General features: G+C 41.8%; 23 protein-coding genes. 7 read left to right on the top strand and 16 right to left on the bottom strand.

Annotated elements, in window-relative coordinates:
* Window positions 1-27 precede the first annotated feature (27 nt).
* The 3 genes from BW976_RS01635 (at window position 28) to BW976_RS01625 (ending at window position 2390) form a co-directional block, all read left to right on the top strand.
* On the top strand, window positions 28-873 hold the full coding sequence (locus BW976_RS01635; protein ID WP_076369733.1) for a methylated-DNA--[protein]-cysteine S-methyltransferase: 846 nt from the start codon (window positions 28-30) through the stop codon (window positions 871-873).
* 109 nt (window positions 874-982) lie between these two features.
* Entirely contained in the window at window positions 983-1918 is a 936-nt protein-coding gene (locus tag BW976_RS01630) for an alpha/beta fold hydrolase (RefSeq protein ID WP_084192010.1), read from the top strand.
* Window positions 1919-1934: 16 nt separating this feature from the next.
* Window positions 1935-2390 (top strand): cupin domain-containing protein, encoded by a 456-nt coding sequence (locus BW976_RS01625; protein WP_076369731.1) that lies wholly within the window; start codon window positions 1935-1937, stop codon window positions 2388-2390.
* Window positions 2391-2405: 15 nt separating this feature from the next.
* On the opposite strand, the gene BW976_RS01620 is transcribed toward BW976_RS01625, so the two are convergent.
* The 7 genes from BW976_RS01620 to BW976_RS01590 all read right to left on the bottom strand — a co-directional run bounded on the left by BW976_RS01620 (window position 2406) and on the right by BW976_RS01590 (window position 10056).
* Window positions 2406-3674, bottom strand: a complete 1269-nt coding sequence (locus BW976_RS01620) for an Hsp70 family protein (protein ID WP_076369729.1) — start codon at window positions 3672-3674, stop codon at window positions 2406-2408.
* 153 nt (window positions 3675-3827) lie between these two features.
* A complete protein-coding gene (locus BW976_RS01615; protein ID WP_076369727.1) occupies window positions 3828-4055 on the bottom strand; it encodes a hypothetical protein in 228 nt (75 codons plus the stop codon).
* Window positions 4056-4119: 64 nt separating this feature from the next.
* On the bottom strand, window positions 4120-4692 hold the full coding sequence (locus BW976_RS01610; RefSeq protein WP_076369725.1) for a hypothetical protein: 573 nt from the start codon (window positions 4690-4692) through the stop codon (window positions 4120-4122).
* 124 nt (window positions 4693-4816) lie between these two features.
* The gene (locus tag BW976_RS01605; RefSeq protein ID WP_076369723.1) at window positions 4817-6898 is read right to left on the bottom strand and encodes a tetratricopeptide repeat protein; all 2082 of its coding nucleotides are present in this window, start codon (window positions 6896-6898) and stop codon (window positions 4817-4819) included.
* Window positions 6895-7707, bottom strand: a complete 813-nt coding sequence (locus BW976_RS01600; protein WP_076369721.1) for a carboxypeptidase-like regulatory domain-containing protein — start codon at window positions 7705-7707, stop codon at window positions 6895-6897. Before BW976_RS01600 ends, BW976_RS01605 begins: the two co-directional genes overlap by 4 nt.
* A gap of 251 nt (window positions 7708-7958) precedes the next feature.
* The gene (locus BW976_RS01595; RefSeq protein ID WP_076369719.1) at window positions 7959-9686 is read right to left on the bottom strand and encodes a hypothetical protein; all 1728 of its coding nucleotides are present in this window, start codon (window positions 9684-9686) and stop codon (window positions 7959-7961) included.
* Between the two features lie 157 nt (window positions 9687-9843).
* Window positions 9844-10056: a helix-turn-helix transcriptional regulator gene (locus BW976_RS01590; protein ID WP_076369717.1), complete on the bottom strand. Its 213-nt coding sequence runs from the start codon at window positions 10054-10056 to the stop codon at window positions 9844-9846.
* Between the two features lie 410 nt (window positions 10057-10466).
* Here BW976_RS01590 and BW976_RS01585 point away from each other — a divergent pair, with 410 nt between their 5' ends.
* Both BW976_RS01585 and BW976_RS29175 read left to right on the top strand, forming a co-directional pair.
* The gene (locus BW976_RS01585; RefSeq protein ID WP_245834596.1) at window positions 10467-11099 is read left to right on the top strand and encodes an RNA polymerase sigma factor; all 633 of its coding nucleotides are present in this window, start codon (window positions 10467-10469) and stop codon (window positions 11097-11099) included.
* A gap of 198 nt (window positions 11100-11297) precedes the next feature.
* Complete coding sequence (locus BW976_RS29175) at window positions 11298-11459, top strand: hypothetical protein (RefSeq protein ID WP_175614007.1); 162 nt, start codon at window positions 11298-11300, stop codon at window positions 11457-11459.
* Window positions 11460-11512: 53 nt separating this feature from the next.
* Here BW976_RS29175 and BW976_RS01580 read toward each other — a convergent pair whose 3' ends face one another.
* Complete coding sequence (locus tag BW976_RS01580) at window positions 11513-13897, bottom strand: TonB-dependent receptor (protein WP_175614006.1); 2385 nt, start codon at window positions 13895-13897, stop codon at window positions 11513-11515.
* 122 nt (window positions 13898-14019) lie between these two features.
* Between BW976_RS01580 and BW976_RS01575 the strand changes: the two genes are divergently transcribed.
* Complete coding sequence (locus tag BW976_RS01575) at window positions 14020-15471, top strand: sensor histidine kinase (protein ID WP_076369711.1); 1452 nt, start codon at window positions 14020-14022, stop codon at window positions 15469-15471.
* 2 nt (window positions 15472-15473) lie between these two features.
* Window positions 15474-16154 (top strand): response regulator transcription factor, encoded by a 681-nt coding sequence (locus tag BW976_RS01570; protein WP_217696191.1) that lies wholly within the window; start codon window positions 15474-15476, stop codon window positions 16152-16154.
* 20 nt (window positions 16155-16174) lie between these two features.
* On the opposite strand, the gene BW976_RS01565 is transcribed toward BW976_RS01570, so the two are convergent.
* The 8 genes from BW976_RS01565 to BW976_RS01525 form a co-directional block, all read right to left on the bottom strand.
* Window positions 16175-16684 carry a DinB family protein gene (locus BW976_RS01565; protein WP_076369707.1) on the bottom strand — a complete coding sequence of 170 codons (510 nt, stop codon included), beginning with the start codon at window positions 16682-16684 and terminating at the stop codon, window positions 16175-16177.
* 213 nt (window positions 16685-16897) lie between these two features.
* Window positions 16898-17476, bottom strand: a complete 579-nt coding sequence (locus BW976_RS01560) for a Crp/Fnr family transcriptional regulator (RefSeq protein ID WP_076369705.1) — start codon at window positions 17474-17476, stop codon at window positions 16898-16900.
* 32 nt (window positions 17477-17508) lie between these two features.
* Entirely contained in the window at window positions 17509-18552 is a 1044-nt protein-coding gene (locus BW976_RS01555) for an alpha/beta fold hydrolase (protein WP_084192009.1), read from the bottom strand.
* A gap of 62 nt (window positions 18553-18614) precedes the next feature.
* Window positions 18615-19610, bottom strand: coding sequence for a VOC family protein (locus tag BW976_RS01550; RefSeq protein ID WP_076369701.1), 996 nt, complete (start codon window positions 19608-19610; stop codon window positions 18615-18617).
* A 21-nt stretch (window positions 19611-19631) separates the two neighbouring features.
* Window positions 19632-20264, bottom strand: a complete 633-nt coding sequence (locus BW976_RS01545; protein ID WP_076369699.1) for a nitroreductase family protein — start codon at window positions 20262-20264, stop codon at window positions 19632-19634.
* Window positions 20265-20330: 66 nt separating this feature from the next.
* Complete coding sequence (locus BW976_RS01540; protein WP_076369697.1) at window positions 20331-21188, bottom strand: SDR family oxidoreductase; 858 nt, start codon at window positions 21186-21188, stop codon at window positions 20331-20333.
* Between the two features lie 243 nt (window positions 21189-21431).
* Window positions 21432-22439: an aldo/keto reductase gene (locus BW976_RS01535; protein WP_076369695.1), complete on the bottom strand. Its 1008-nt coding sequence runs from the start codon at window positions 22437-22439 to the stop codon at window positions 21432-21434.
* Window positions 22440-22602: 163 nt separating this feature from the next.
* Window positions 22603-23523 carry a helix-turn-helix domain-containing protein gene (locus BW976_RS01525; protein WP_076369691.1) on the bottom strand — a complete coding sequence of 307 codons (921 nt, stop codon included), beginning with the start codon at window positions 23521-23523 and terminating at the stop codon, window positions 22603-22605.
* Between the last annotated feature and the right edge of the window lie 66 nt (window positions 23524-23589).

Genomic DNA, 23589 nt, shown 5'->3' with positions numbered 1-23589 from the left:
GTTATTAACTTGTTATTTTTACGTGAAATGACCAGGGATCTAACTGTAAACTATTACCGGATTGAAAAGGCTATCAGCTATATGACAGCTAATTTTAAGCAACAACCCGACCTGGATGAGGTGGCAGAAAAAATAAACCTCAGCCCCTTTCATTTTCAGCGGATCTTTTTAGACTGGGTCGGCCTGACGCCTAAGAAGTTTCTCCAATACCTCACATTGGATTACCTTAAAAACAGTATTCACCAAACCCAAAACGTTATTGAAGCGGCAAACCTGGCAGGACTTTCCAGCCAGTCGCGGGTTTATGATCTGTTCGTTAATATTGAAGGCGTCAGTCCCCAGCAATTTAAATCAGCAGGAGTGGGGTTAGAGATCTTTTACGGCTATCATGCTTCGCCATTTGGCATCTGCTTTATTGCCATTACCGATAGGGGGATCTGCGATCTTCATTTTATAGATGAAAATAGCGACCGCAAAGAGTATGAAGTCTTTTCAAAGAAGTGGAGCTTTGCCCAATTAAACCATCGGCCAGATATCACCCAGTCTTATATTCAAAAAATATTTAAGCCCGGCGAAAACGCTCAGGAAAAGCTCAACCTATTGGTGCAGGGGACTGATTTCCAGGTAAAGGTATGGGAAGCCCTGGTTAACATCCCCTTTGGCGTAGTACGTTCATACCAACAGGTTGCCGCACAGTTGGGGTATGCGAACGGCATCAGGTCTGTGGCCTCCGCAGCAGGTAAAAACCCCATTTTATATCTTATTCCCTGCCATCGCATTATAAGTAAAGATGGTACCGTAGGCGATTTTCAGTATGGCAAAGTGCGGAAACGAACCATGATTGCCTGGGAGATGGCAAGCTTGGCTGTATAATTACGATTCTCTAAAGTACATTCCCTCAAAAAATATCAAACCCGCAAGAATCAGGTTGATAAGCCCCGAAGCCTTCACAACATTTGTACCGGCATAAAGGCCAGTCAAAATGTTTAAAAGAATCGTCATTGCTTTTTGCTTTTTTATAGCAATCGTCTCCGGATCATCAGCACAAACAAACATCGTTTCCAATCATTGGGCGATTGTTGATGGTGTCAGGCTTTTTTACAGATCAGCGGGCGATCCCAAACACCCGGTAATTGTGCTGCTCCATGGCTTCCCCAGTTCATCCATCATGTACCGGGATCTGATGCAGTTATTGAAAAATGATTTTTATTTAATAGCGCCGGATTATCCGGCACACGGCTATTCGCACGTGCCTCCCGCCGGATATGATTTTACTTTCGATAACATCAGCAATACGGTTTACACGCTGTTAAATCAACTAGGCATTCACAAATACAGCCTTTATATGCAGGATTACGGGGCGCCCGTTGGTTTCAGAATGGCAGTAAAACATCCTGAAAATATTGAAGCCCTGATCATTCAAAATGGCAACGCCTATATGGAAGGTTTTCCGGAAGCGCAGGATCCCAACGGGGAACTGCAGCAATACTGGAAGAATAAGAATAGGAAATACGAAACAAACTGGATAAATTTTTACCGCAACGCCAATCTGATCCCATTTGATCAGCAAAAGCTTGATACAGCCATAAACATAGATAGCCGGATGCTTAATGCAACGGTCATGCTTACGCCCGGCAGGTTGGAGCTGTTTATGCGGCTTTGGTTTGATTATGGCAATAATGTTAAAAGCTACCCGGTATGGCACGCCTTCCTGAAAAAGTATCAACCACCTGTTTTAATAACCTGGGGCAAAGAGGATACTTTTTTTACAGTGCCCGGCGCTCTTGCTTATTTGAAAGACGTACCCAAAGCAGAAGTTCATCTGCTCAATGGCGGACATTGGGCGGCTACCAATGGCAATACGCAGCAGATTGCCGAACTCATTTTAAGCTTTTTTAAAAGGAATACTATTCAATAATTTCAATCAAATAGATATGAACACAAGCACAAACGAAAAAGGTAAAATTACTACAAGAGATTTTTATCAGAAAGCTACAAGTCCCGTAGTCACCATACCGGAAAATTTAATTCACCATGATGTTGAACAAAAAGACGCTGACTTTACTGAAATAGCGCGGCCTCCGTTTTTTATAGCCGACCTTCCGTCAAAAACAATGGCTGTTACCGTCGGTACCTTACAACCTGCGCAGCAAAGCGGCAGACACCGGCATAGTTATGAAACGATTATGTATATCATAGCAGGAGAGGGCTTTACCATGATAGAAGACGTAAAAGTAGATTGGAAAGCCGGGGATGCCGTGTATGTGCCTGTATGGAGCTGGCATTACAATGTGAACACCAATCAAATAAACATGGCGAAATACGTAAGTTGCGACAACGCACCGCTATTACACGCTGTTGGATTAGCCATGTTTGAACCGGCTCCGTAGTTTCGCTCAATATGGTTAATCTTCAAAGAGGTAACCACTGTAAGCCAGGCCTTTGGCCACGCTTTTAAAGTTATCTCCCGAATTCAGGTTAACATGGGGAAACCTGTTTTTAAAGAGTGTTTGAATACTGGCTACCATGGAAGTACCTCCGGTTAAAAAAAGACTATCTATATTTTCGGGATCGATACTATTTTGTTTCATAAACTCATCCAGGTAGTTTGCGATCCGGTCCACGTCTTTTGCAATGATCAGTTGGTAATCCGGCAATGGAATTTCCTCATCAATATGGATCTCCATTTTGTCATAGCTGAACCTTGCAGAATCCGTACTGGTGAGTGTGATCTTCGTTCTTTCAATGGATTGAAATACCGAATAGCCTAAATTATTTTCAATAAGCGTGATCAGGTTCTTAAACAGCGGGTCGTTGCCCGAGAAATAATAGTAATCCTCTATATCCTTCTTGATGCGCAGGCCATTGAAGAAATTCATTTGTTCCCAGGAGCAGATGTTTGCAAAAAGAGATTTGGGTACAGTTAGCACCTTACCCGGAGTAGCTTCATATTGGGTGTTCTTACCGAAATATGGTGTACCTTTCTCCCACATGAAAGCGGAATCGAAGCTGTCGCCGCCTACATAGATCCCACCATTGGCCATCATGTCATTCTTCCTGTCTTTACTCCTGACTTTTTCAGGATCAAGCACTAAATAAGTAAAATCTGTGGTTCCTCCGCCCAGATCTGCTACCAATACATTTTCCTTTTTTACCAGGCTTTTCTCGTAGGCAAAGGCCGCACCGATAGGCTCAAACTGAAAACGGACCTCCGTAAAACCGGCGATTGCTGCAGCTTTATTTAGCCGGGTCTGCGCTAATGTATCTTTTTGCACGTCATCATCATCAAAAAAGACAGGCCGGCCAATGATAGCTTTCCGGCAATCCTGCCCGGTCAATCGATCTGCGTGGTGTTTCAGCTCCCTTAAAATGATTGCCACCAGATCGGATGCATTATATTTCTTATTTTGAATTCGGGTCTCTGAGAAACTGCTCCTTGATAAGATCTGTTTAATGGATTTGATAAAGCGCCCCTTCATGTTATCTGCAAGGTAAGCCGTGATGGCTTCTTCGCCCACGACATAATTTATGGCATTTACCGCACCTGGTTGATCGTAGAAATAAATGAGCGAAGGGATGATAATGGTGCTGTGTATTTCTTTTGTTTCTTCGTCATAAATAGCCAAGGCCGAGTTGGTTGTCCCAAAATCAATTCCATATAAAAATTTCTTCATACCAGGGGATATATAACAATGAAAATTTGAAGGGCGGCGAAATTATTAAAAAAAATGCTTACTGAAGAGATGAAAGTTATTTTTTGAAGGAATTCCTGATTACAGAATCTACAGGGACTAATTAAGCATTAAAAGCCCTGTAATCTAAATATATTACAAGTTAATATAAGGCGCGAGTTGGCTGATTTTGGTAAACGCACGGGTGTGGTCGATCGTGTTTAGGGCACCATCATAATAAACCTCCGCATAAAAGTGCCTCAGACGATATAAAGCCACCCGAAATTTCTTTTCATAACGAAAGTCGACAAAGTTACCTTGTGTCATGGCTATAGCAGCCTTTTCATCTTCAGGGAGTACAATGTATTCATCAAAACTAATCATGTAAGGATAGTATTGGACGAAATTTTACTGTCATCATATTTCTCTGATGGTCCAGATATAATAACTATTTACTCAAAGGATAATTATCTTTCACCTTTAATTTTTGATAATCGTATGCGTTATTACTATCCAATAGCGCCAGTTCGTTGTAGTATTTATTGGTTAGTACTTTATAGTTGTCGAACAGGCTTTTTCTTTCTGCTATCTGTTTGCTGTTAAACATCCACGATTCATCTCCTGTAAAGCGATATACTAATTCTTTGTATATACCTGCTCTAAGTACCTTCAATCTGAAATCTTTCATTTTTAGGTCGTTCGCTTTCTCTGCCATATTCCTGGCAACAGTCAGGTCTTCCAGCGCGCCTTTTGTTCTTTGAGCAGGCTTCGCCATAGCATCGTTAGAACGCAAATAGATCAGGGCTCTGAAAAATAGGCTGGTGGTATCGTTAGGATGGGCTTTTATGTTCTTATCCAGGCTGTCGGCTAAGGACTTATATTGAGCTCTTCTAAAGACCATCGAGCCATCATCGATAACGATCTGGCCATTGACCACTTTGGTTTTAAGCTGAGCATCCGCCGTAAAGGAAAGTAACAGGAGTATAAATGAGGTAATTATTGTGAAATTAAATTTTCTCATTGCAGATAATTTAGTGATAAGGTATTTACGTAAAGTTAAAGTTTTTTCGTGTAGACAAGAGGGGGCAGCACTTAATTAATATAAAATTATAATTTTTCAGCGAATTCCTTTTTATGAGGAGGTTTTATTTATCACTAAAGATTTTCTTAAACTCATCTATTCTTGTTGAAAATTCAGATGGCAGATTGATGCCTTGAATCGTAATCAATTTATTGTAATCATTAATGAGATCAAATCCTAACCTTTTGTACTTGATGTCTTTATTTCGAATATATTCCATTTGGTAGATATCGCAAAGATTATACACAACTCGCATATAATAATAGAAATCGAGTTGTTGATGGTTCTTCCCCATCACTTTATAGATTCCTAACGCCTTAACATAAAGGTCAGCAGCTTCCCGATTATTTTTCTGGTACTTATAAAAGCCTGCGATTATGAAGCATGCTTTTGCATATTGCTCGGTATAATAATTGTTCGATTGAACGTTAGCAAAAAAATCTAAGGACATTTTATAATGTTTTTCCGCCGTCTCAGGCTTTTCCAAATGTTTGTATGAATTTCCAAGATTTATGTTCGTTAGCGCAATCCTGAATTTTTCATCTGGATTATTTGTGCTGACTTTTTTTAATAAGTCCAAGCATTCCGTGAATTTCGCGACCGCTTCGTTATATTTCCCCTCCGCGTTATAGACGTTTCCCAAGTTATTTAATGTATTTGCTAGATCATGTACGTGTCGATCAAAGTTCTCACCGGCCAATTTTCTTCTTATAGGCAATGCCTTCAAATGATAAGTGAGAGCAGTGTCTAAAATACTCATGTGAGAATATATGATGCCTAAATCGTCATATATCGCTGAAAGGGTTTGTTGATTACCGGACATTAGTGACGTATCCATCGCAGTAAATATTTGCAAAGACTTTTTAAGGAAGAATTTTGCAGAATCTAGATCCCCAATATTCATATAGGATTCTCCTAATGTGGCTGTTGTTAAGGAAAGATTTGGAGTATATTCTAGTGGACTAATTTGAACTAACCTATCGTAAAACTCGAGTGACTTTTGCAGATAATACTTCGCTGGTTGGAATTGTCCGGATCGTGTATACAATAGCCCTATATTATTTAATTCAATCGCTAAGTGCCCGTCATAAATCCATGGATCAGTAGGATACCAATCGTTATAGATGTCTAAGGCTTTAAAATAATTGCTTTTAGCTGAATCGATATTATTTAAAGTCAAATAGGTGTCTCCTAATAAGTCGTATATGAATGCTTTGCTTTGTTCAGCCAAAGTGATGATCAGGGCTTTTCGAAGAATCGGTATCACGTCAAACATCCGATTTTGAGCATTTAAAAATTTGGCATACTGAACTGTATTGAACGAATCGGAAGTATCAGCGAGCATAGCCTTTTTGTAATTTTTTTCGGCATTAACAAAATCGAAATTTTGTTCAAACAGTTTTGCTTTTAAACTAAAGCTTTCAGCGATTTGTTCAATTGCTTCTTTTGCATTTTGAAGTTTCGCATGTGATATGCTATCCAATTTTTTTGACTCGGCAAGTTCCTTTCTGGCGATATCTAAACTTTCATACAATGATTTATCTTCCAAAATTTTAATTGCCTCATCCGCCCTTCCATTCTGCACGAGTAAGTAGGCTTGTTTATTTAATTCGCTGCTTTCATCAAGGTTTTTAACGGTAAATTCATCAACGAGTTCCTTGACATTGGCTATCAACAAAACTTTGCTTTTTTCAAGTTTTTGCAGCGTATCTGCTGTTATCTTTTTTTGATAGGTCAAATTTTTAATGATGGAATTATATTTTTCTGTGATCTGTTTCACATTGATGTTGTAAAATTGGATCTTACGCTTCGCCAATTCATCTGTTTTACAAACCCAAATTTTTAAGGTGTCCAATTCATCAATACTTATTTTTGTAGACAGGTCTTTGTTATTCACTACCTGATAGCCAGTTTTCTGAATATCTATGTGTATAGAGCTACCTGGTATTTTATTGGAATAAATGAGCTTAAATGATCCGCGGGAATCGGTTGTCTGTGCTGTCGCCCCTTCGCTTCTAACCTGAGCATTTGTCAAAGGTATAAAACCACTATTTTGAATAGTAACACGTCCTCTTAAAATAGAGTTTTGAGAATAAGTACTGTTTCCCAGCAGGACTAATACTGTTAATAGAGGTAATAGTTTCATTTTTTCTGAAGGGATATGCTTAGGGGGGCTTTAGTTGCCGGATAAACACTATCATTGAAAGATTTATATCCAGTTTTTGCCACAATCACTTTTTGTTCTTCCCTTCGCTTCTCAGCCGGTATTTTCAATTCAAAAAAGCCTAGTTTATTTGTAGTGGCGTTAATGCCATCCACCATTATTGCTACGTCCTGCAAATAATTACCTTCTTCGTCTGTTACAGTTCCGGTAATGCAACACAAACTATCATCGTGCTCTATATTTATTATAGCGTCTTTTTGATTAAGTTTTATTTTCGAATAATTAGTTCCATTGGGAAATTGCCAGCCTGGTATTTGAATCTCAATTTCAGTAATATTATCATTATACGAAATTGGTATTTGTTTAAACTCGGCAGTTTCATCTTCGGCAATTTTTTTACTTATTTTGTCGTTCCCTAGGTAGAGATCGATATTACCAACGATATTTTTTATTGATTTTCCCTCTTTATTTTTTAGCATGAATGTGATGTCGAAACTCTCTTGTTTAAATCCAACGGGATTAATTATATAAACGAGAACAAACATGGCAAACCCACCGGCAGCTCTTACACCGTTAATATGCATCGTGTTAATTTTAAGATTCCCGAGTAATGCAGCAGAAAGCCCTGCAATGCCTAACGCAAATAAAATTCTCAAATAGAGCCGTAGATCATTAGAAAACTCGTTTTTAAATAATAAAATACAGAAGACCACAATAATGCATATCGATCCCATAATAATACTTATTCCTTGATTTTTATTGCTGAAAGTTTTACTCTTAGGGGTTGTCATTTATGATAAAATAGGTTTTATTGTCAAAGTCATTGCTGTACTAATAATACAATTAATACAATGAAATTGAAGGGGAAAATTACTTATAAAAAAACAAGAATCAGTTCAATGTGTAAAGTAATTGACCTATATCAAATCAATATCCTGAAGATTTTATAGGTTATTGCTATCGTGATATTTCGGACTCATTAAAATAGTCCCATTGTCTAAAGAATAAAAATTGAAAAGATGGTTATTAGCTAAGCTGGTTATTATCTGGGTTTCCATCCGGGAACCCCCTCATCCAGGTCCAGCGTATGGGTGACGGTGCGAATGTAATCGCTGCAGTCCTGAGGCTCAGGAAAAATATGCGAAACTACGTGTTCAAACACATCGTAGATAGTGATATGGTCGGACATCGAATTAGTTCTATCATGCCTTTTTTTTCGGGTTTTGATTTGCTGATGATGATAGCAGACCAGTTTTCCCAAGTCAGTTTCCGGCTTCTTTAATTGGTCAAAGATTTCAATTAAATAGCTAATGTTCATCAGTGTCAGAGGTTTGACCACTTTGAAATGTTTTTCGAGATCATGTTCCTTTACTTGGCGCCGGAAAGACTGTTCGACATAGTAGTTAACGCCCGGCATATTAAATAGAATGTCAGTATACACAATTACAGGATAAATCTCGAGGTTTCGGGTGTGTTTGTAACGACCCGCTTCTTCATACGGTTGCTTCGAGAGATATGTAAGCTGTTTTATTATCTGGCCAGTTCCTTTGCCCTTATTATTTATTTTTTTATCAATAGCCGCGATTATTTGTTCATAAGAATAGGAGCCGGCCGCCTCTGACGGGAAATAAGCATCTTTAAGCTCTATGAGATAAACCCGGTTTCCTTGCCTGTAATAGGCATCAGGAAAGCCCGCTATTTGCCCGTCATCGAACAGTAAGGTTCCGTAGCGATGGTCAAACGCAGCCTTGAGTAATTTTCGAAACAACTTCTGATCGGTTACCTCTTGGGATATAAATTGTTTGAAAGCAGTTATTCCAGAGAATTTGGGGTCTGAAGCAATGCCTGATTCTAAATAAAAATCAAAGACCAGCCCCTCATATAGTTTATTCGCTAGGAAACCCCAGTTGAGGATTAACCATTTTTTTTCGTCAAGTTGATAAAGCGGTTTCGATTTCAGTCCGGCATAATTTTGCTTTCCTCCGCTGTAAGTTTTTGTGTAGTGATGCCTATCCATCGTAAATTGACGAAAAAGTGATTCAAAACCTGGAGATCTTTGTATTGAAAAGGCGGCGAAATCTCTATTGGGATCGTTTAATGATTTAGTATTTGCGATAAGCATCTGGAAAATATCCAGAAAGTAATTTAAAACCGTTGGCTTTTGATGCTGCCGCAAATATGCTTCGACATAGGCACCATAAGGTGTATGAAATTGTAAGTGGTTTAACAGAACCACTCCCCTGATCATAAAATAATAGGGATTGATACGAAAATGGAATTCAAACTGATCTGCCAGACCTGGCCAAAGCATTTTGGAAAAGTAGTCTTCGTTGAACTCCGGTAAACCCTCTGATTTGTAAACGAGTGTATTTCCGGCAAGCTGAGCGGCAAGGAAGTAAGCTTTGAAAATCCTCAATTCCTGCTCCGGGGTTAAATCTCCCTCGGGCACGGGCAGTTCGCGGTAATTTATAAGCTCATAATGAAGGAGGTGCATGTTATAATGCTGGCTAAAGAAATGAACGTGGGTTTGTCGCCCTTTCAGCGCATTGCTCATGATGTTACCTATAACAGCTGGCGGTTGTCTGTTAAGCATTAGATCCATTAGTTTGACTTGGGAATCTTCATCCTCTTGATGCGCATAAAGTTCAGCATCCATCAAGGCCAACAACTCAATTACCGAAATGGACGGAATGTCAAATAACAGCATTTCCATTGTTTCGTTTTCGAAAGGAAAGAGATTTCGGTATTCAGGAGTGACAAGGATTTCCATCGCTGGAAATTAGGAATTTTTCAGGTAGCAAAAAATATTAAAGTATCTTCATCATGGACATATGAGTTCATTTTCTCAAGAATGGACTTCTTAACTATGGCCTATGGATAGTGTTAACTAAATATTAGAATGTCCCAATTGTTTTCTTACCAGAAAGTTAACTGTGTTTTGTGGAAATTAGTAAATCTCTTGCATCAACATCTAAAATATTAGCAACTTCAAATAATCTCTTGATGGATGGTTGGGCGGAGTTAGTGCACCAACTAGAAACAGTTTCTGGAGTGATATTTAGAGAATCGGCTAAATCTATGTTACTTTTTCCTTTTTCAGCCAAGACAGATTTTATACGATTATACGTTGTTTTACTCATTTTTAGCGATGTAAAACAAATATAACAAGCAGAAATTAATGACTTTTTTTAATTATTAATGTAAAAAGTCAATATAATATTGTAAAAACTAAATAAATTTAAGTATTACATTATTTTTTGTAAATTCGAATAAGTTTTAAACAAATTTAAATAGTATACTTTTGCAATCTATTCTAAAAAGATAAGTATTGCATACGAGCCTCGCAGCTAAATCTGGTAAATTTAACCTCAGCGAGCGTAAGTGCAGCATCAATACCCTATACATGTGATAGGGCTGGTGCTCGCTTATGTTTATTGTTGAGGGCCATTTCGAAAGTTATGGCTGGCTTACCAGAGCCTAGCTACAATAGACTTTGCGGGTTACCGGCCCTATTGTATTTAACAATACCCGTCCACTAATTCTAAAAGGCTTGCCATTGATTTTAATTCAAAAAGGCAAAGCGATGACTTCGGACAAGGAAAATCTTAATCTAATGCTCCAGCAACTTCAACAGGGAAGCGAGCAAGCATTTACCGTTTTATACGATAAGTTTAGCAAGCCTTTGTACCGGACTATTCTGCGTTTAGTTAAAGACGAAGATATTGCGCAGGAGTTATTGCAGGATCTTTTTATGAAGATATGGGAGAAGAAGGAGAAGATCAATTTAGAAGGCTCATTCAAATCATTTCTCTATAAGGTAGCAGAGAATATAGTTTATTCATATTTCCGAAAAGTTGCTAAAGATGCTCGGTTAATAGATAAATTAATATCGGACTATGTGGATTTTGACACTAATGCGGAAGAGTTAATAATAGCGAAAGAAACCAATGCCATGCTCCAACGGGCTATTGAATGTTTGCCAACCCAAAGACAACAGGTCTATATACTGTGTAAACTTCAGGGTAAGACTCATGAAGAAGTGAGCAATTTGTTAGGAATCTCCACCTCTACAATTAATAATCAGATTGTTAAAGCAAACAAATCAGTTAAAGAGTATTTTAACCTAAATCGAGAGTTTGTGATTTTTTTACTTGCTTCAGAATTGATTAAGTATTTGACGTAGTGTTTTATATTTCTAAACGCCGTTCAACACACGGCTTGCAAAATAGTTTCTTACTATAACGTTGAAGATTATAAGTGGTGAGATGTGAATATTCCCGTTATCTTTACTCTTACCTAATATATCGTTTGATTGACTTAGCTCACGCAAACGCTTAATTTTTAGTATTATTTTTTAGTTATAATAAACACCTTATCTACAATGAATTTCTCAAAATCTGCCAAAGTAGCTATCTTTAAAATTTTGGCGCATCAATGGGAACGGATTTTTAATGACCGGCAAAAATATGACCCGCCTATCCTGAAAGTCCGAAATGCCAGCAAAAGACCGCACATCCGGCTTCCTGCTGGCATTAAAGACTGATAACAGATTCATTCCAAGCTTATTTCCTACATTACACCGGCTAAATCCTGTTGTCAATGATTTCGCTGTTTTTCATCTTCGGCAGCAGTTTGCCGCTTGCGTGCTTCATTTACTTTCCTGCCGAACTTATAATTTAAACTGATTGTCGCATTTCGGGAATCGTTGCTATAGAGAAATCCGTTATGCTGATTTGCGTAATCCACCCGAATATGAATAGGATTACTTAAAAAGATATCGTTTACAGCAAACCTTACTGTTGCCTGGTTATTCCAAAGTGACTTACTGATGCCGGTGCTGGCATCCCAGGTTTTGCTGAAATGATAAGTGCCCGTTTGTAAAGGCCCCACATAAAACATGCTGACCTGGGCTTTCCAACCATTAGCTTTGGAAAGTGTCAGGGCATTATCTGATTTGATGTAATAATGAAAGCTGTTTTCGATGTGCCCGGTAAGGTATCGCAAATCCTGAAGGCGGGCATAGCCCTCTATGTAATTATTGATTTCCCACCAGGGTGCAGGATTATTCGTCGTCATCAATTGTAGCCCGATATCACGGATCTTGCCTGTATTTACCCAGTTGGTGAAGAAGGTTTGTTTTAAATTATCCTGCACCGTGATCTGGTTAGTTAGATTGCTAACGGCATAATAACTGGCGGTCAGCGTGTAGTTCGATTTAAAGGTATAATTCAAATCGATGTTAGTAGAAGTTGCGGGCAGCAGGAAAGGATTGCCGGTTGAATAAGCGTATGGGCTCGCATAAATTTTTGCCGGATTTAGCTGGGAATAACCCGGCCGATCAATCCTGCGCGCAAAATCAATCCCAAGCACATTGTCCTCGCTAAACCTGTAGGTTAGAAAGGCGCTGGGAAAGAGGCGCAGATAATTGTTTTTATTTACGGAGTCTGCCGAATAGGAAATGCCAGTCGTCCGGGTTCGTTCAGCCCTTAGTCCGGCCTTAACGTCCAGTTTTCCGATTGTCCCGGTAAGGATACCGTAGGCGGCGGCTGTTTGCTCCGAATATTTGAAATAATCACTCCTGTTGGGGTCGAGCATCTGCTGTCCCGATGCCACATTGAAAAAATCGAATTTATTGCGTGTTACGATGGAATTATATTTGATGCCGGTTTCCAGTTCAAATTGCTTATTCAGGTGGGTATCATAATCAACTTTGCCAGACCAGATATCGACATCCTGCATCGAGGGAGAGATGCTGCGGAATGGTGCGGATGTTGGAATCCCGGCAGCATTTGTAGCCGTATTATCGATCGACTGCGTGCTCCCAGTATGGTAAGGCACATAATCGATATCGGTATTCAGGCTTGCCTGCCGTTTTTTAAATTTTACTTTGTAATTGACGTTGAAACTGTATTGTCGGGTGTTTCCCGCGTTGCGGTTTAATGTGTTCAACAATGAATCCGGCGTAGTTTTCTGGCCATTGGTTATCGTTGTCAATGCATTGCTGTTATTGGTCAGGGTATTGTTGTTGCCCGTAATCAGGATGCCGAAAACCTGATTGGCGTTTATGTTGTAATCCAGGCCGAAAGTGTAATTATGGGTTCGTGCAACTGGCAACAAGATCTTATTGATATCCCAGTAAGCATTGCCGGGCTGCGATTCATACAAAATATCATTATTGATGGCCCTGCGCTGGTTACGGTCGGTAAAGCTATAATTGCCATAAACACCCCATTTGCCTTTACTGTAATTGAACAAGCCCCCGGCTTTGCCCGAAGCCAGGTGTCCCTGGGTGTAGCTGCCATTTAAATTGCCGTTAAAACCTTCCCCTTTAATTTTTTTGGAGACAATGTTGATCACAGCTCCGCCCTGAGCTTCGTATTTTGCAGATGGGTTTACCATGATTTCAATTTTGCTAACCTGGTCGGCGGGGATACCCTGCAAATACGTCGATAGGTCGTCACCAGTCAGCCGAACAGGTTTGTCGTTCATATAAACGGTTACGCCTTTATTTGAGGCCGATATGGCTCCTGTTGAGCTCACCTGGACACCTGGTGCCTTCCCAACTGCTTCCAGCAGCGTTCCTCCTGCTGCCACCGGGCTATTCTCAACATTGAAAATCACCTTGTCGTTCCTCCGCTCAATCGTCGGTTTTTTATAGGCGATGACGACCTCTTTTAATTGGGTGTTGTCGGCCATCAGAACTGTATTAACGGCATGAAATGGATACCCAACATCGAGTTTTACGGCTTTGTAACCGATAAGCGATATCGTTAACTGATAGGTTATTTGTTTATCTACGTCAAACGCATATTGACCGAGATGAGCAAATTGTGTGCTGATGAGTGTTCCGTCATGCCAAAGGGAAACCGTTGCGGCGTCCAGTTTTTCCCCTGCGCCGTCCACAATGGTACCATTCAGTCTGTACTGCGCAAGCAAGTGTAGCGGGCAAGTAAGAAATAAAATAAATAGGATTCGTTTCATGATTTTCATTATGCCGCAAACGTATCCCGGGACAACCTAAACAGGAGTTAAGTTGAGTTAAATAAGGTTAAATCGTTAAAGGTTATAACGGACGGGCGCCAGAAAATGAGGAACTTTGGACAATGAAATGGTTTAAAACCTCCTTTACCTATCCGCTGATCACGCTGGCGTTGCTTGCGTCCGTCGGATTGCAGTCCGCGTGGTTATACCAACTGTTCCAATCACAAAAACAACAAATCAGCCAGCAAATCGACGAGATGGTGAACGACCAGGCGAAGACTAATTTGTATCTCAGTCTCGCGTCGTTACGACCGATCGGCAATCAGCGCCAGATGAGAGCATTTTTCCTCTCGCGCCAATGGCAGCAAATCCGGATGGCCTATGATGACATGAATATTTATGGGCTTGATGCGAATTTCACGATTAACCTGCAGGGCGATACTACCCATGTGAACATGGATTTTAAGGTGACGGATACCCCGCCGAAATCCCGAAGGGAAGTGGCACCGGAGCTGGTGGGGCTGCTGCCTCTCGCCGTTTTAAAGAAGGATACTGTTGCTTTACCCCGTATGTTAAAGTCGATAGCCCAGCGTTTGGGCCAGATGGGCGTTACGGCCGTTCCGTATTACCGCATCAGCACCTTTATTTCAGGTAAGCAAATTGCCAATACGTTGGCTCCGGGTACCCATGCAGCGTATGTAAGTCCAAAGCATTCCTATAACTTTAAGCACCATTATCAATATCAATTGATGCTGATTTCGCTCGACCGTGACATTTGGTATAAGATGCGGTACCATGTGATTTCGGCCTTGCTGATGCTGTTCCTCACGGGCCTGGCTTTCTATTATGTCATTAATCTATATCGGAAACAACAACTTTACGCCGATGCCAAGGCGGATTTTTCAAACAACATGACCCATGAGTTTAAAACGCCCATTGCGACGGTTAGCCTCGCCCTAGAATCCATCGGAAGGTATGACCTCGCGAGCGACCCGGAGAAACTGAAAAACTACATCGAAATAGGCAGGTTCGAACTACAGCGCCTGAACCTGATGGTGGAGAAAGTGTTGAACATCAATCAGCAGGATGCGGAGGAACTTCGTTTGAATCTGCAATTATATGAAGTGCAGGCTGGTTTACAACAGGTAGTTGCCGCGATGAAACTGCAAATGGCGAAAACGTATTCATCGATTGAAATTGAAGATACCGCCGAGCCCTATTTCGTCCTTGCTGATCCAATCCATTTGAGCAATATTTTCTATAACCTGATCGATAATGCGATCAAATATGGGGTCAAACCGACGAAGATTAACATCGCTTTGAGCGAAGCTGAAGAAAATGTTATCATCCGTATCGCGGATAACGGGCCGGGAATAGCTGAAAAGTACCAGGAGGTGATCTTTGATCGTTTTTTCAGGATTCCGGATAAGGGTGCAATTCATCAGGTTAAGGGTTCCGGCCTTGGCCTGTATTATGTCAAACAGACTTTGGAGCGCCACGGTGGCTCAATCATGGTTATCAGTGGACCCGATAAAGGTGCTACCTTTGTAATTACACTTCCCGCGGCCAAATGAATATGAAAATACTTTACGCAGAAGATGAACCATTCCTGGCCCACATTGTCAGTGACGGGCTTTCATCCAGCGGCTACGCCGTGAGTGTGATAGACGATGGTGCAAACGTCCTTGATGCTTTTGGCCGGATTATACCCGATATCGTGATACTTGATATTGGCCTGCCGGGAAAAGACGGGTATATGATCGCCGCTGAACTCAGGGCACGCAACCCGCAATTGCCGATTATCTTTTTAAGTGCTAAAAGCTTGCCCGCAGATGTAGTTAAAGGATTTAAATCCGGCGGTAATGATTATCTGAAGAAGCCATTCGGCATGGAAGAATTGCTGATCCGTATTGAGGCGCTGTTGCACCGGTTTGGCAAATCGGGGCTGACGGCTGATGCGGAAACCCGGTTACCCTTTGGCAGCTGCATTTTAGATGTGAGGAACCAAATTTTGGTGACCTCCGGCGCGGAGCATTCGCTTTCCTACCGGGAATGCTCATTATTAAGGATGCTGATCGAACGGAAAAATGATGTCCTTCGCCGCCAGGACGCCTTAATGAGTATATGGGGCGACGATAATTTCTATAATAACCGGAGCATGGATGTTTTCATGTCCCATATCAGGAAAATGCTCATTGACAGTCCTGAGATCCAGATCATCAGTCTTCGGGGAATAGGTTATAAATTGGTTTGCTGACCAATTAACCTGCATAATTGCTAAAACAACAAATTGAGCTGGCCGATATGATAACTCAAATGAACAGTTTGCCCGATGACGATGCTTAATTTGTTATAAAGCGGATTTCGCTCAAAAACGGGCTTTTCAACTGTTGCTACCTGCGTTAACCATTGGCTTGGCGGTAAACTGTGCATATTGGAAGCGAGCTTTTCATTTACCTCGTACCAGTATGCTTTCAGGCTGGTGGCAGCAGGATAACTATTCGCGCATCCATCAGAACAACCGACAAACATATGATCCAGCTCAGGGTGAAGGCGTTCGCCAAAACCGAGTTTGGGAAACATCATATCATTAAAGGCGATAACATGTCCCAGCAAATAAATAGCGCGGTTCCTGCCGGGCGCGAGCGGGGTTAGTATTTCCTCGGGGCTCAATTTATTCCATAAGCCATTAACCTTCCTGTTTTGCAATTGCCAGGCAGCAATTGTTTGCTCTACCACGTTTTCCAACTCCCCAGCCAACCGGGCTATTTCCGTTTCTTTTTCCATTGATACAAATTTTGATCTACCCGTCTTGTGAATTTCCGGTTTAGATGATGCTAAAATTCGCCATTTGGCTTATCCTGCACATTGATAAATAATAAAAAGCAACTTGATCTATATCAAGGTTTTTATTGACGAAGGCTATGATTCATGGGGCGCTGTTAAACAAAAAAGGCCATTGATTTTCATCAATGGCCTTTTCAAAATATTGAATACAACTTACTTTTTTGCGACTTCTTTCCTGACCCGGCTTAGTGTTTCCGGTGTAATTCCCAAAAATGACGCGATCATGTGTTGGGGCACTCTATGCGTCAGGTCCGGATATTTATCCATGAAACTCCGGTACTTTTGTTCAGCAGTAAAACTGATCGCTGAATGTATCCGGTTTTGGCTGGCGATGAAGCTTTTATTAAGTATGCCGTTGATTAGATCATTAAAGGCTGGTAGCTGTGCACAAAGCATTTCGAAGCTCGGTTTAGTTATTAAAATCACTTCCGAGTCTTCCAGTGCGTCGATATTATTAGCGGATGGTTTCCCCGTCAGCAAACTTTCGCGGTCACCGGTCCACCAGCATTCTTTGGAAAAACCCATAATGTGTTCGCCGCCGTTCTCATCCACCCTGTAATTACGCAGGCAACCTTTACAGACAAAAGCATTGAATTTCCAGATATCGCCATCCTGAAGCAGGTATTGCCTTTTACGCAGTTTTTTGAAAATACAAACTGATTTGATCAGCTCGTAATCTTCTTCGCTAAGCGTAATCTGGTCACTGATATACTTTTGAAATATTTCGAACATGAATCACTTTAATGACACAAAGATGCGACATATTATTTCAAAAAGTCAATCATAAAATCAGCCGTAGCTTTCGGTTTTTCTTCGGCTACAAAGTGCCCGCTGCCTTCCACCTTTACTACTTTAACGTCAGTAGCCTTATTTGGAAGTACATAATTCAGCCAATTGTAACCTGGACCGCCGATACCTAAAACCGGCATGGTTACTTTGTTGTAATTTTTATAGTCGGCGATATCCTGCGGAAACGCCTGGTACCATGCATTTCCGGCACGAACGCCTCCCGGGCTGTCATAGGCGGCAGCGTAAACTTCGCGATCCAGTTCGCTCAAAGCAGCTTCGTTATACAGCAAATATTTAAATACCGCATCCTGAACAAGGCGCACGCGGCCTGCCAACAATTTTTCTGGCATGCCCTTCATCTGGTTAAAGGCAAACCACCACAGGAAAGGATGGTTTTCGTCCAGCTTATCGGTAGGTGTACCTAACGCAGGCAGCATCAAAGTCGCGGCGAATGTATCATCCGGATGCGGAACGTCCATCAAAATCAGTTTGGCGGTCACTTCGGGATAATTCGCAGCTACGGCGAAAGCCACCTGGGCACCTATGTCATGACCGGAGATAAATGCCTTTTGAAAGCCAAGTGTATGTATCAGATCGTTAATATCTTTGGCCATGTTCTTTTTATCATAGCCAGATTCCGGGCGGCCAGAGCTACCCATACCCCGGATATCTACTACGATCACTTTATATTTCGCTGCCAGTTGCGGCATGATCTGGTGAAAAGACCACCAGGTTTGCGGCCAGCCTGGCAACAGTACAAGTGGTTCACCCTGGCCACCGATCACGTAATGTAATTTAACACCATTTACTTCAGCGTAGGCGTTTTTGAAGCCAGGTAGTGATTTGATGAGCGCGGCATCTGATAATTCCGCCTTGCTGTACTTTGCTGTTGATTGCGCATAAACTGTTCCTGCCGATAATCCCAATGTGATCATTAACAACAGGGTAAGGCATTTTTTAAATAAGAGGTTAAAAGATGGCATGGCATAGCAATTCGCCGGATTAGCGTTGATTTTCATTTGTGTTTTTTGTTAGCGCCTGCTCAGCAGGCATTGTTGATTTGAATTTTTAGTTGGGATGCTTATTTCCCTGGAGCATTGAGGAATACATATAATGATTGCACCCTGTCATTTTCTATTATAAACAGATCCATACCCGTGATGGCATCAGGGTGTGACGGCGGGCCGAACGACCAGAATAGCCTCGCCAGGTTGTGATGACTTTCAATCGGCCGCTGATGTGTAAAAACATAGCCCGCATTGTTGGCATGCAGATCGTCAATAAACTTATTTAGTTTATCGTTGCCGACAGATTCAAAACCGGGGCTGACAAAAACAAGTTGGTCATTGTACACTTCCTTAATGGCGTCAGTACGTTGTTGGCTTTCTTTTGCATTCCAGATTTCAAGATGCTTCTCAACGATAGCATTGATTTGAGCAGCAGGCATCTCCGTGATTTTAAGCGGAGCTTCTGCATCCTTCGGTGACCATAGCTTTACGGCAGGGCTTGTTTTTTCATAAGCTTTTCCGTCGGGATAAGAGATAAGCTCGATCTTAGCACCCCACGGTGTCAGAAAATAAACCCAGGTTTCGCCGGCAGTTGGCCCTGCCATATTTTTTATCGGATCATTCAGGACGTTGATCCCTTTCGTTTTCAGAAAAGCAACGGTTTCGGGCATGTCCGTTGTATAAAAGGCGATGTGGTTTAATCCCATATCGTCGTTATAAGGCTGCTCCTTATTGGCCTCGGTGGATTGGTATTGGAACAGCTCAATATTTGAACCGTTACCCGCCCTTAACGAAACGATCCTTTCCAATTCTGAATGGGGATGGATCTTATATTTTTTCTTCCAGGCAGCGTCCATTGGCAAATGGCCGATGGTGGTAACCGGCACGCAGCCCATTACATCGGTAAAGAATTTAACTGCGCTATCCATGTCAGGAACGTTCATTCCTACGTGATCGACACCAACTAAACCGTGCGATTGCGCTTGTACGTTTTTACCGGTAGCTAAAAATAAGAACAGGCTAAGTAATAAACCAGTCCCGATGGGTGCCCTTTTGGCTAACTTTTTCATAATAAATATCTGTTTTTATGGTTAGGCCAGTTCCGTCACGAGTTGTGATAACGGCTTCCGGACCTTTTTCAGCTTCAGGTTCTTATCATTTTCCTCATCGCGATAGCCTATGGCCATGAGCATGGAGCTCCTGAGACCTTTGGCTTTCAAACCCAATAGTTCGTCCAGTGCCGCGGCATTAAAGCCTTCCATTGGGGTGGCGTCCACCTGTTCCAGCGCCGCTGCCGCAACCGCCAGGCCTAAAGCGATGTTCGCTTGTTTTGCTGCATGATGAAATTGCTCTTCCTCTGAAAGTTGGCCGAAATATTTGAGCGCGAAATTTCGATGGTTGTCCGATACCGAAGCCGGTTGATTACGTTGCTCATTCAGATAGTCAAACACTCCATGAATGCGTTCGGCAGAATAGTTCTGCCAGGCTGCAAACACCAATAGGTGCGAAGATTGTGTCACCTGGGGCTGATTCATGGCCACCGGCAGGATCTTCGCTTTCCATTCCGGGTTAGTTACCACAATGATTTCATAGGGCTGTAAACCGATCCCCGATGGTGCTAAATGCGCAGCTTCTATAATTTTCGCGATTGTTTCTTTCGGAACGGTTTGTCCCGTCATCCGCTTTGTGGCATATCGCCAGTTCAAAGCTTGTATAATATCCATGATTTGTATGCTGAGGTAAAAAGTAAAGCCTTTACCGGCTGATAAAGGCTTTACTGTATAACTAAATTAGCCGGTGTATTTACCCAGCCATTTAGCTTTGGTTTCGGCTCTTGCCGCGATAAATTCCTTATCGGTTCCCTGTGCGATGGCATCCAATGGAAAGCGCAGTGGACGTGTACCTTTTTCCATGTTAACCAGTTCCAGAATACCATCAGCGATGGCTTGCGGGTCCATTTTAAATTCAGCCATTTTGCCGAATAAAGCGCCGCCCATAGCGTTGAATTTTGCTGTTGCAGCCTCGCCGTATTCAGCGATGATTTCCGGTTTGTCAGCATTGATGCCGGTTTTAACGCCAGTATTCATTTCGGTTGGATATACACCCGGTTGGATACTTACGTTTTCGATACCATATTCGCTCAATTCATCCTGTGCACCTTCGGTAATACTTTCCACACCAAATTTTGCAGCAAGGTAAGGTACCATGAAAGGTAAGGTATGGCCACTGGCGCCAGAGGTCAGGTTAATGATCAGGCCATTTTTAGCCGCACGCATGCTTGGCAATACTGCCTGGTAAGTGCGGACTACACTATAGAAATTGACGTCAAATATATTTTTGATCTGGTCAATGGTGTAAGCTTCGAACAGCCCAAATCCGGCAATACCGGCGTTGTTGATCAATACGTCTATATTTCCGTATTTAGCTAAGGTTTGCTCGAATGCGTTTTTAACTGAAGCATCGTCAGTCACATCGACTTCTACAACTTCAATGTTAGGTAAAGCGTTTAGCTCGTTTGCTACGGCTTCGTTTTTGCCGTTAGTGCCGCGCATGCCGGCGATTACGGTATGGCCAGCTTGTGAAAGGGTGATCGCAGTTAGCTTTCCAAACCCAGTACTTGTTCCGGTAATAAAGATTTTTTTTGACATCTTGTTCTGTTTTAAATTGTATCAGATTGTTGATGCAAAACTATAGGGACGCTTTTCGCTGTGCATTGATGTATGATAAAAAACGTCTTGATCTATATCAACGTTTTTGCCAGGTCATGGCCAGTAAATGCTCGATTTTGCCATCTGTCCAGTATTTCCGGCGATCGGCCGGGCATGCGCTGCAACTTTCTTTACGGCCAGTCTATAATTGCTGAATCAGGTCATTCGTTTCTGAATGATCTTTTAGTTTTTATCGATCGTCTTTGACATGTTTTCGTCGAGACGGTTTCCGATCAGTGTTGTTCCCAACGGCAAAATCGATTCGATACGTTGCATTTCATCGGCACTCAGGGTGATATCAGCAGCGTCCATATTTTGTTCGAGGTATTTGATTTTCCTGGTCCCCGGGATCGGCACATATCCTTTGGTAATACTCCAGGCTAAAGCAAGTTGCGCAGGAGTTGCGCCTTTCTCAATCGCAATTTTATTCAGCTCATCGACAAGTTCCAGGTTCTTGTAAAAATTTTCGCCTTGAAAGCGCGGAAAACTCCTTCTGGGATCTTCTGCGGGAAGATCATCCGGGCTTTTCAATTCACCGGTAATAAAGCCTCGTCCCAACGGCGAGTAAGGAACTAAACCTATCCCCAGTTCGTCAAGGACATTGATTGTTCCGTCCTCATCTAGGGTGCGCTCGAACAAAGAGTACTCAGTTTGCAATGCAGTTAGGGGATGAATTTTATGGGCGCGACGGAGAGTTTCTTTTGACACTTCCGAAAGGCCCAGGTATCTTACCTTTCCTTCTTTTACCAATTCTGCCATTGCGCTCATGGTTTCTTCGATAGGGGTATTGGGATCAAGCCGATGTAAATAATAAAGGTCGATATAATCAGTTTTCAGATTTTTCAAAGAGCGCTCGGCCGCCATTTTTACATATGCGCTGCTCCCGTTCATTTTTCCCGTCATCTTTTCATGGTCATCTATCTCAAATCCGAATTTCGTTGCAATGATAACCTGATCACGTTTTCCCGCAAGCGCTTTGGCGATCATGCGCTCACTCCGGTGCGGCCCGTAAATATCGGCGGAATCCAGGAACGTAGCCCCCAGTTCTACTGCTCGTTGAATAAGTGCGACACCTTCACTTTCATCGGCTTTCCCATAGATGAATTGTGTATCACTTCCGGCAAGATTCATGCAGCCGAACCCCATAGTGGGCACTTCCAGACCTTGACTACCTAATTTGGTTGTTTTCATTTTACAAAGGTTTTGTTTAAAATTTACTGCGCCAAAGTTCCGAGGTGCGGAGTATAACCGGTTCGCTATATCGCTGATTTATGTTTCCAAATCGCTGATCAGGTTTGTGGGAGAACAGAGTTTAAGGAATAAATTAAAACACGGCGGCCGGATAGTCAGTACGCTAATTAAATGAAGCTCGGTATTCCAACGGGGAGATAGCCACCTTAGCTTTGAACAGTTTACTTAAAGATTGGGGCCTTTCAAAACCAAGCTGGTAAGCAATTTCGCTGACCGATAGTTTTGAGGTGCTTAATAAAAGCTTTGCTTCTTCCAGAATCTTATGTTGGATGTGACTTTGTGCACTTTTGCCAGTGGTTACCCGTAGCATGTCACTCAAATAATTAGGGGACAAATTCAGTTTTTCGCCAAGGTATTGCACGGTTGGCAAGCCATTTTTTATTACCTGGCCCGCCGTATAATAATCATCCAGCAATTTTTCGACTTGCATCAATAGCTGTTCATTTTTAGACTTCCTGGTTATAAACTGCCGGTTAAAGTACCGGTTAGCATAGACCAACAGCAGCTCGGTAAAGGTGACGATTGCTTCCTGGCTGAACATATCTATATTGGTATGATACTCGATTTCGATTCCGGCCATGATTGTGTTCATGTGAATTTTCTCTCTGTCTGAAAGAAAGAGCGCCTCGTGAATGGCGTACTCAAAATAACCATACCGTTTAATCTTCAGCCCCAGGGGGAAGGAGCCTAAAAAATCGGGGTGAATAAGGAGCATATACCCTTCTTTGGCATTCTCCGAAGTGTGCTGCACACTGATCACCTGCCCGGGTTTGATGAATAACATCACGCCTTCATTAAAATCGTAGTGCAATGGCCCGTATCGTAAAACGCAATCAGCACCTTGTTTTATGGTAATGCAGTAAAGGTTCATGACCAATGTGATCTCGGGACCCGGATTGGTGTATTTGACTTTTGAAAAATTGACGATGCTCATTAACGGATGCTCCGGTTTATCGAGTTGCAGTAACGCATGATATTCGCTAACTGAGTTGATAGTCTTGAAATTTTGGTGGGAAGCTTTCATCTTTTTTGAGGTGATAAAATTACCTGTTTCGTTAGCGGGCGTTGTATCCCAAATACTGAATTTTGT

It is taken from the genome of Mucilaginibacter lappiensis (genome assembly GCF_900155965.1).
In the GTDB taxonomy this organism is placed as follows: Bacteria; Bacteroidota; Bacteroidia; order Sphingobacteriales; family Sphingobacteriaceae; genus Mucilaginibacter; species Mucilaginibacter lappiensis.
The sequence above is the reverse complement of the archived record's forward strand: the minus strand, read 5'-3'. Positions and strand labels throughout refer to the sequence as shown.

Coding starts and splice junctions, on each gene's coding strand:
- BW976_RS01635 (WP_076369733.1), top strand. CDS start 28: ATGACCAGGGATCTAACTGTAAACTATTACCGGATTGAAAAGGCTATC.
- BW976_RS01630 (WP_084192010.1), top strand. CDS start 983: ATGTTTAAAAGAATCGTCATTGCTTTTTGCTTTTTTATAGCAATCGTC.
- BW976_RS01625 (WP_076369731.1), top strand. CDS start 1,935: ATGAACACAAGCACAAACGAAAAAGGTAAAATTACTACAAGAGATTTT.
- BW976_RS01620 (WP_076369729.1), bottom strand. CDS start 3,674: ATGAAGAAATTTTTATATGGAATTGATTTTGGGACAACCAACTCGGCC.
- BW976_RS01615 (WP_076369727.1), bottom strand. CDS start 4,055: ATGATTAGTTTTGATGAATACATTGTACTCCCTGAAGATGAAAAGGCT.
- BW976_RS01610 (WP_076369725.1), bottom strand. CDS start 4,692: ATGAGAAAATTTAATTTCACAATAATTACCTCATTTATACTCCTGTTA.
- BW976_RS01605 (WP_076369723.1), bottom strand. CDS start 6,898: ATGAAACTATTACCTCTATTAACAGTATTAGTCCTGCTGGGAAACAGT.
- BW976_RS01600 (WP_076369721.1), bottom strand. CDS start 7,707: ATGACAACCCCTAAGAGTAAAACTTTCAGCAATAAAAATCAAGGAATA.
- BW976_RS01595 (WP_076369719.1), bottom strand. CDS start 9,686: ATGGAAATCCTTGTCACTCCTGAATACCGAAATCTCTTTCCTTTCGAA.
- BW976_RS01590 (WP_076369717.1), bottom strand. CDS start 10,056: ATGAGTAAAACAACGTATAATCGTATAAAATCTGTCTTGGCTGAAAAA.
- BW976_RS29175 (WP_175614007.1), top strand. CDS start 11,298: ATGAATTTCTCAAAATCTGCCAAAGTAGCTATCTTTAAAATTTTGGCG.
- BW976_RS01580 (WP_175614006.1), bottom strand. CDS start 13,897: ATGAAACGAATCCTATTTATTTTATTTCTTACTTGCCCGCTACACTTG.
- BW976_RS01575 (WP_076369711.1), top strand. CDS start 14,020: ATGAAATGGTTTAAAACCTCCTTTACCTATCCGCTGATCACGCTGGCG.
- BW976_RS01570 (WP_217696191.1), top strand. CDS start 15,474: ATGAAAATACTTTACGCAGAAGATGAACCATTCCTGGCCCACATTGTC.
- BW976_RS01565 (WP_076369707.1), bottom strand. CDS start 16,684: ATGGAAAAAGAAACGGAAATAGCCCGGTTGGCTGGGGAGTTGGAAAAC.
- BW976_RS01560 (WP_076369705.1), bottom strand. CDS start 17,476: ATGTTCGAAATATTTCAAAAGTATATCAGTGACCAGATTACGCTTAGC.
- BW976_RS01555 (WP_084192009.1), bottom strand. CDS start 18,552: ATGAAAATCAACGCTAATCCGGCGAATTGCTATGCCATGCCATCTTTT.
- BW976_RS01550 (WP_076369701.1), bottom strand. CDS start 19,610: ATGAAAAAGTTAGCCAAAAGGGCACCCATCGGGACTGGTTTATTACTT.
- BW976_RS01545 (WP_076369699.1), bottom strand. CDS start 20,264: ATGGATATTATACAAGCTTTGAACTGGCGATATGCCACAAAGCGGATG.
- BW976_RS01540 (WP_076369697.1), bottom strand. CDS start 21,188: ATGTCAAAAAAAATCTTTATTACCGGAACAAGTACTGGGTTTGGAAAG.
- BW976_RS01535 (WP_076369695.1), bottom strand. CDS start 22,439: ATGAAAACAACCAAATTAGGTAGTCAAGGTCTGGAAGTGCCCACTATG.
- BW976_RS01525 (WP_076369691.1), bottom strand. CDS start 23,523: ATGAAAGCTTCCCACCAAAATTTCAAGACTATCAACTCAGTTAGCGAA.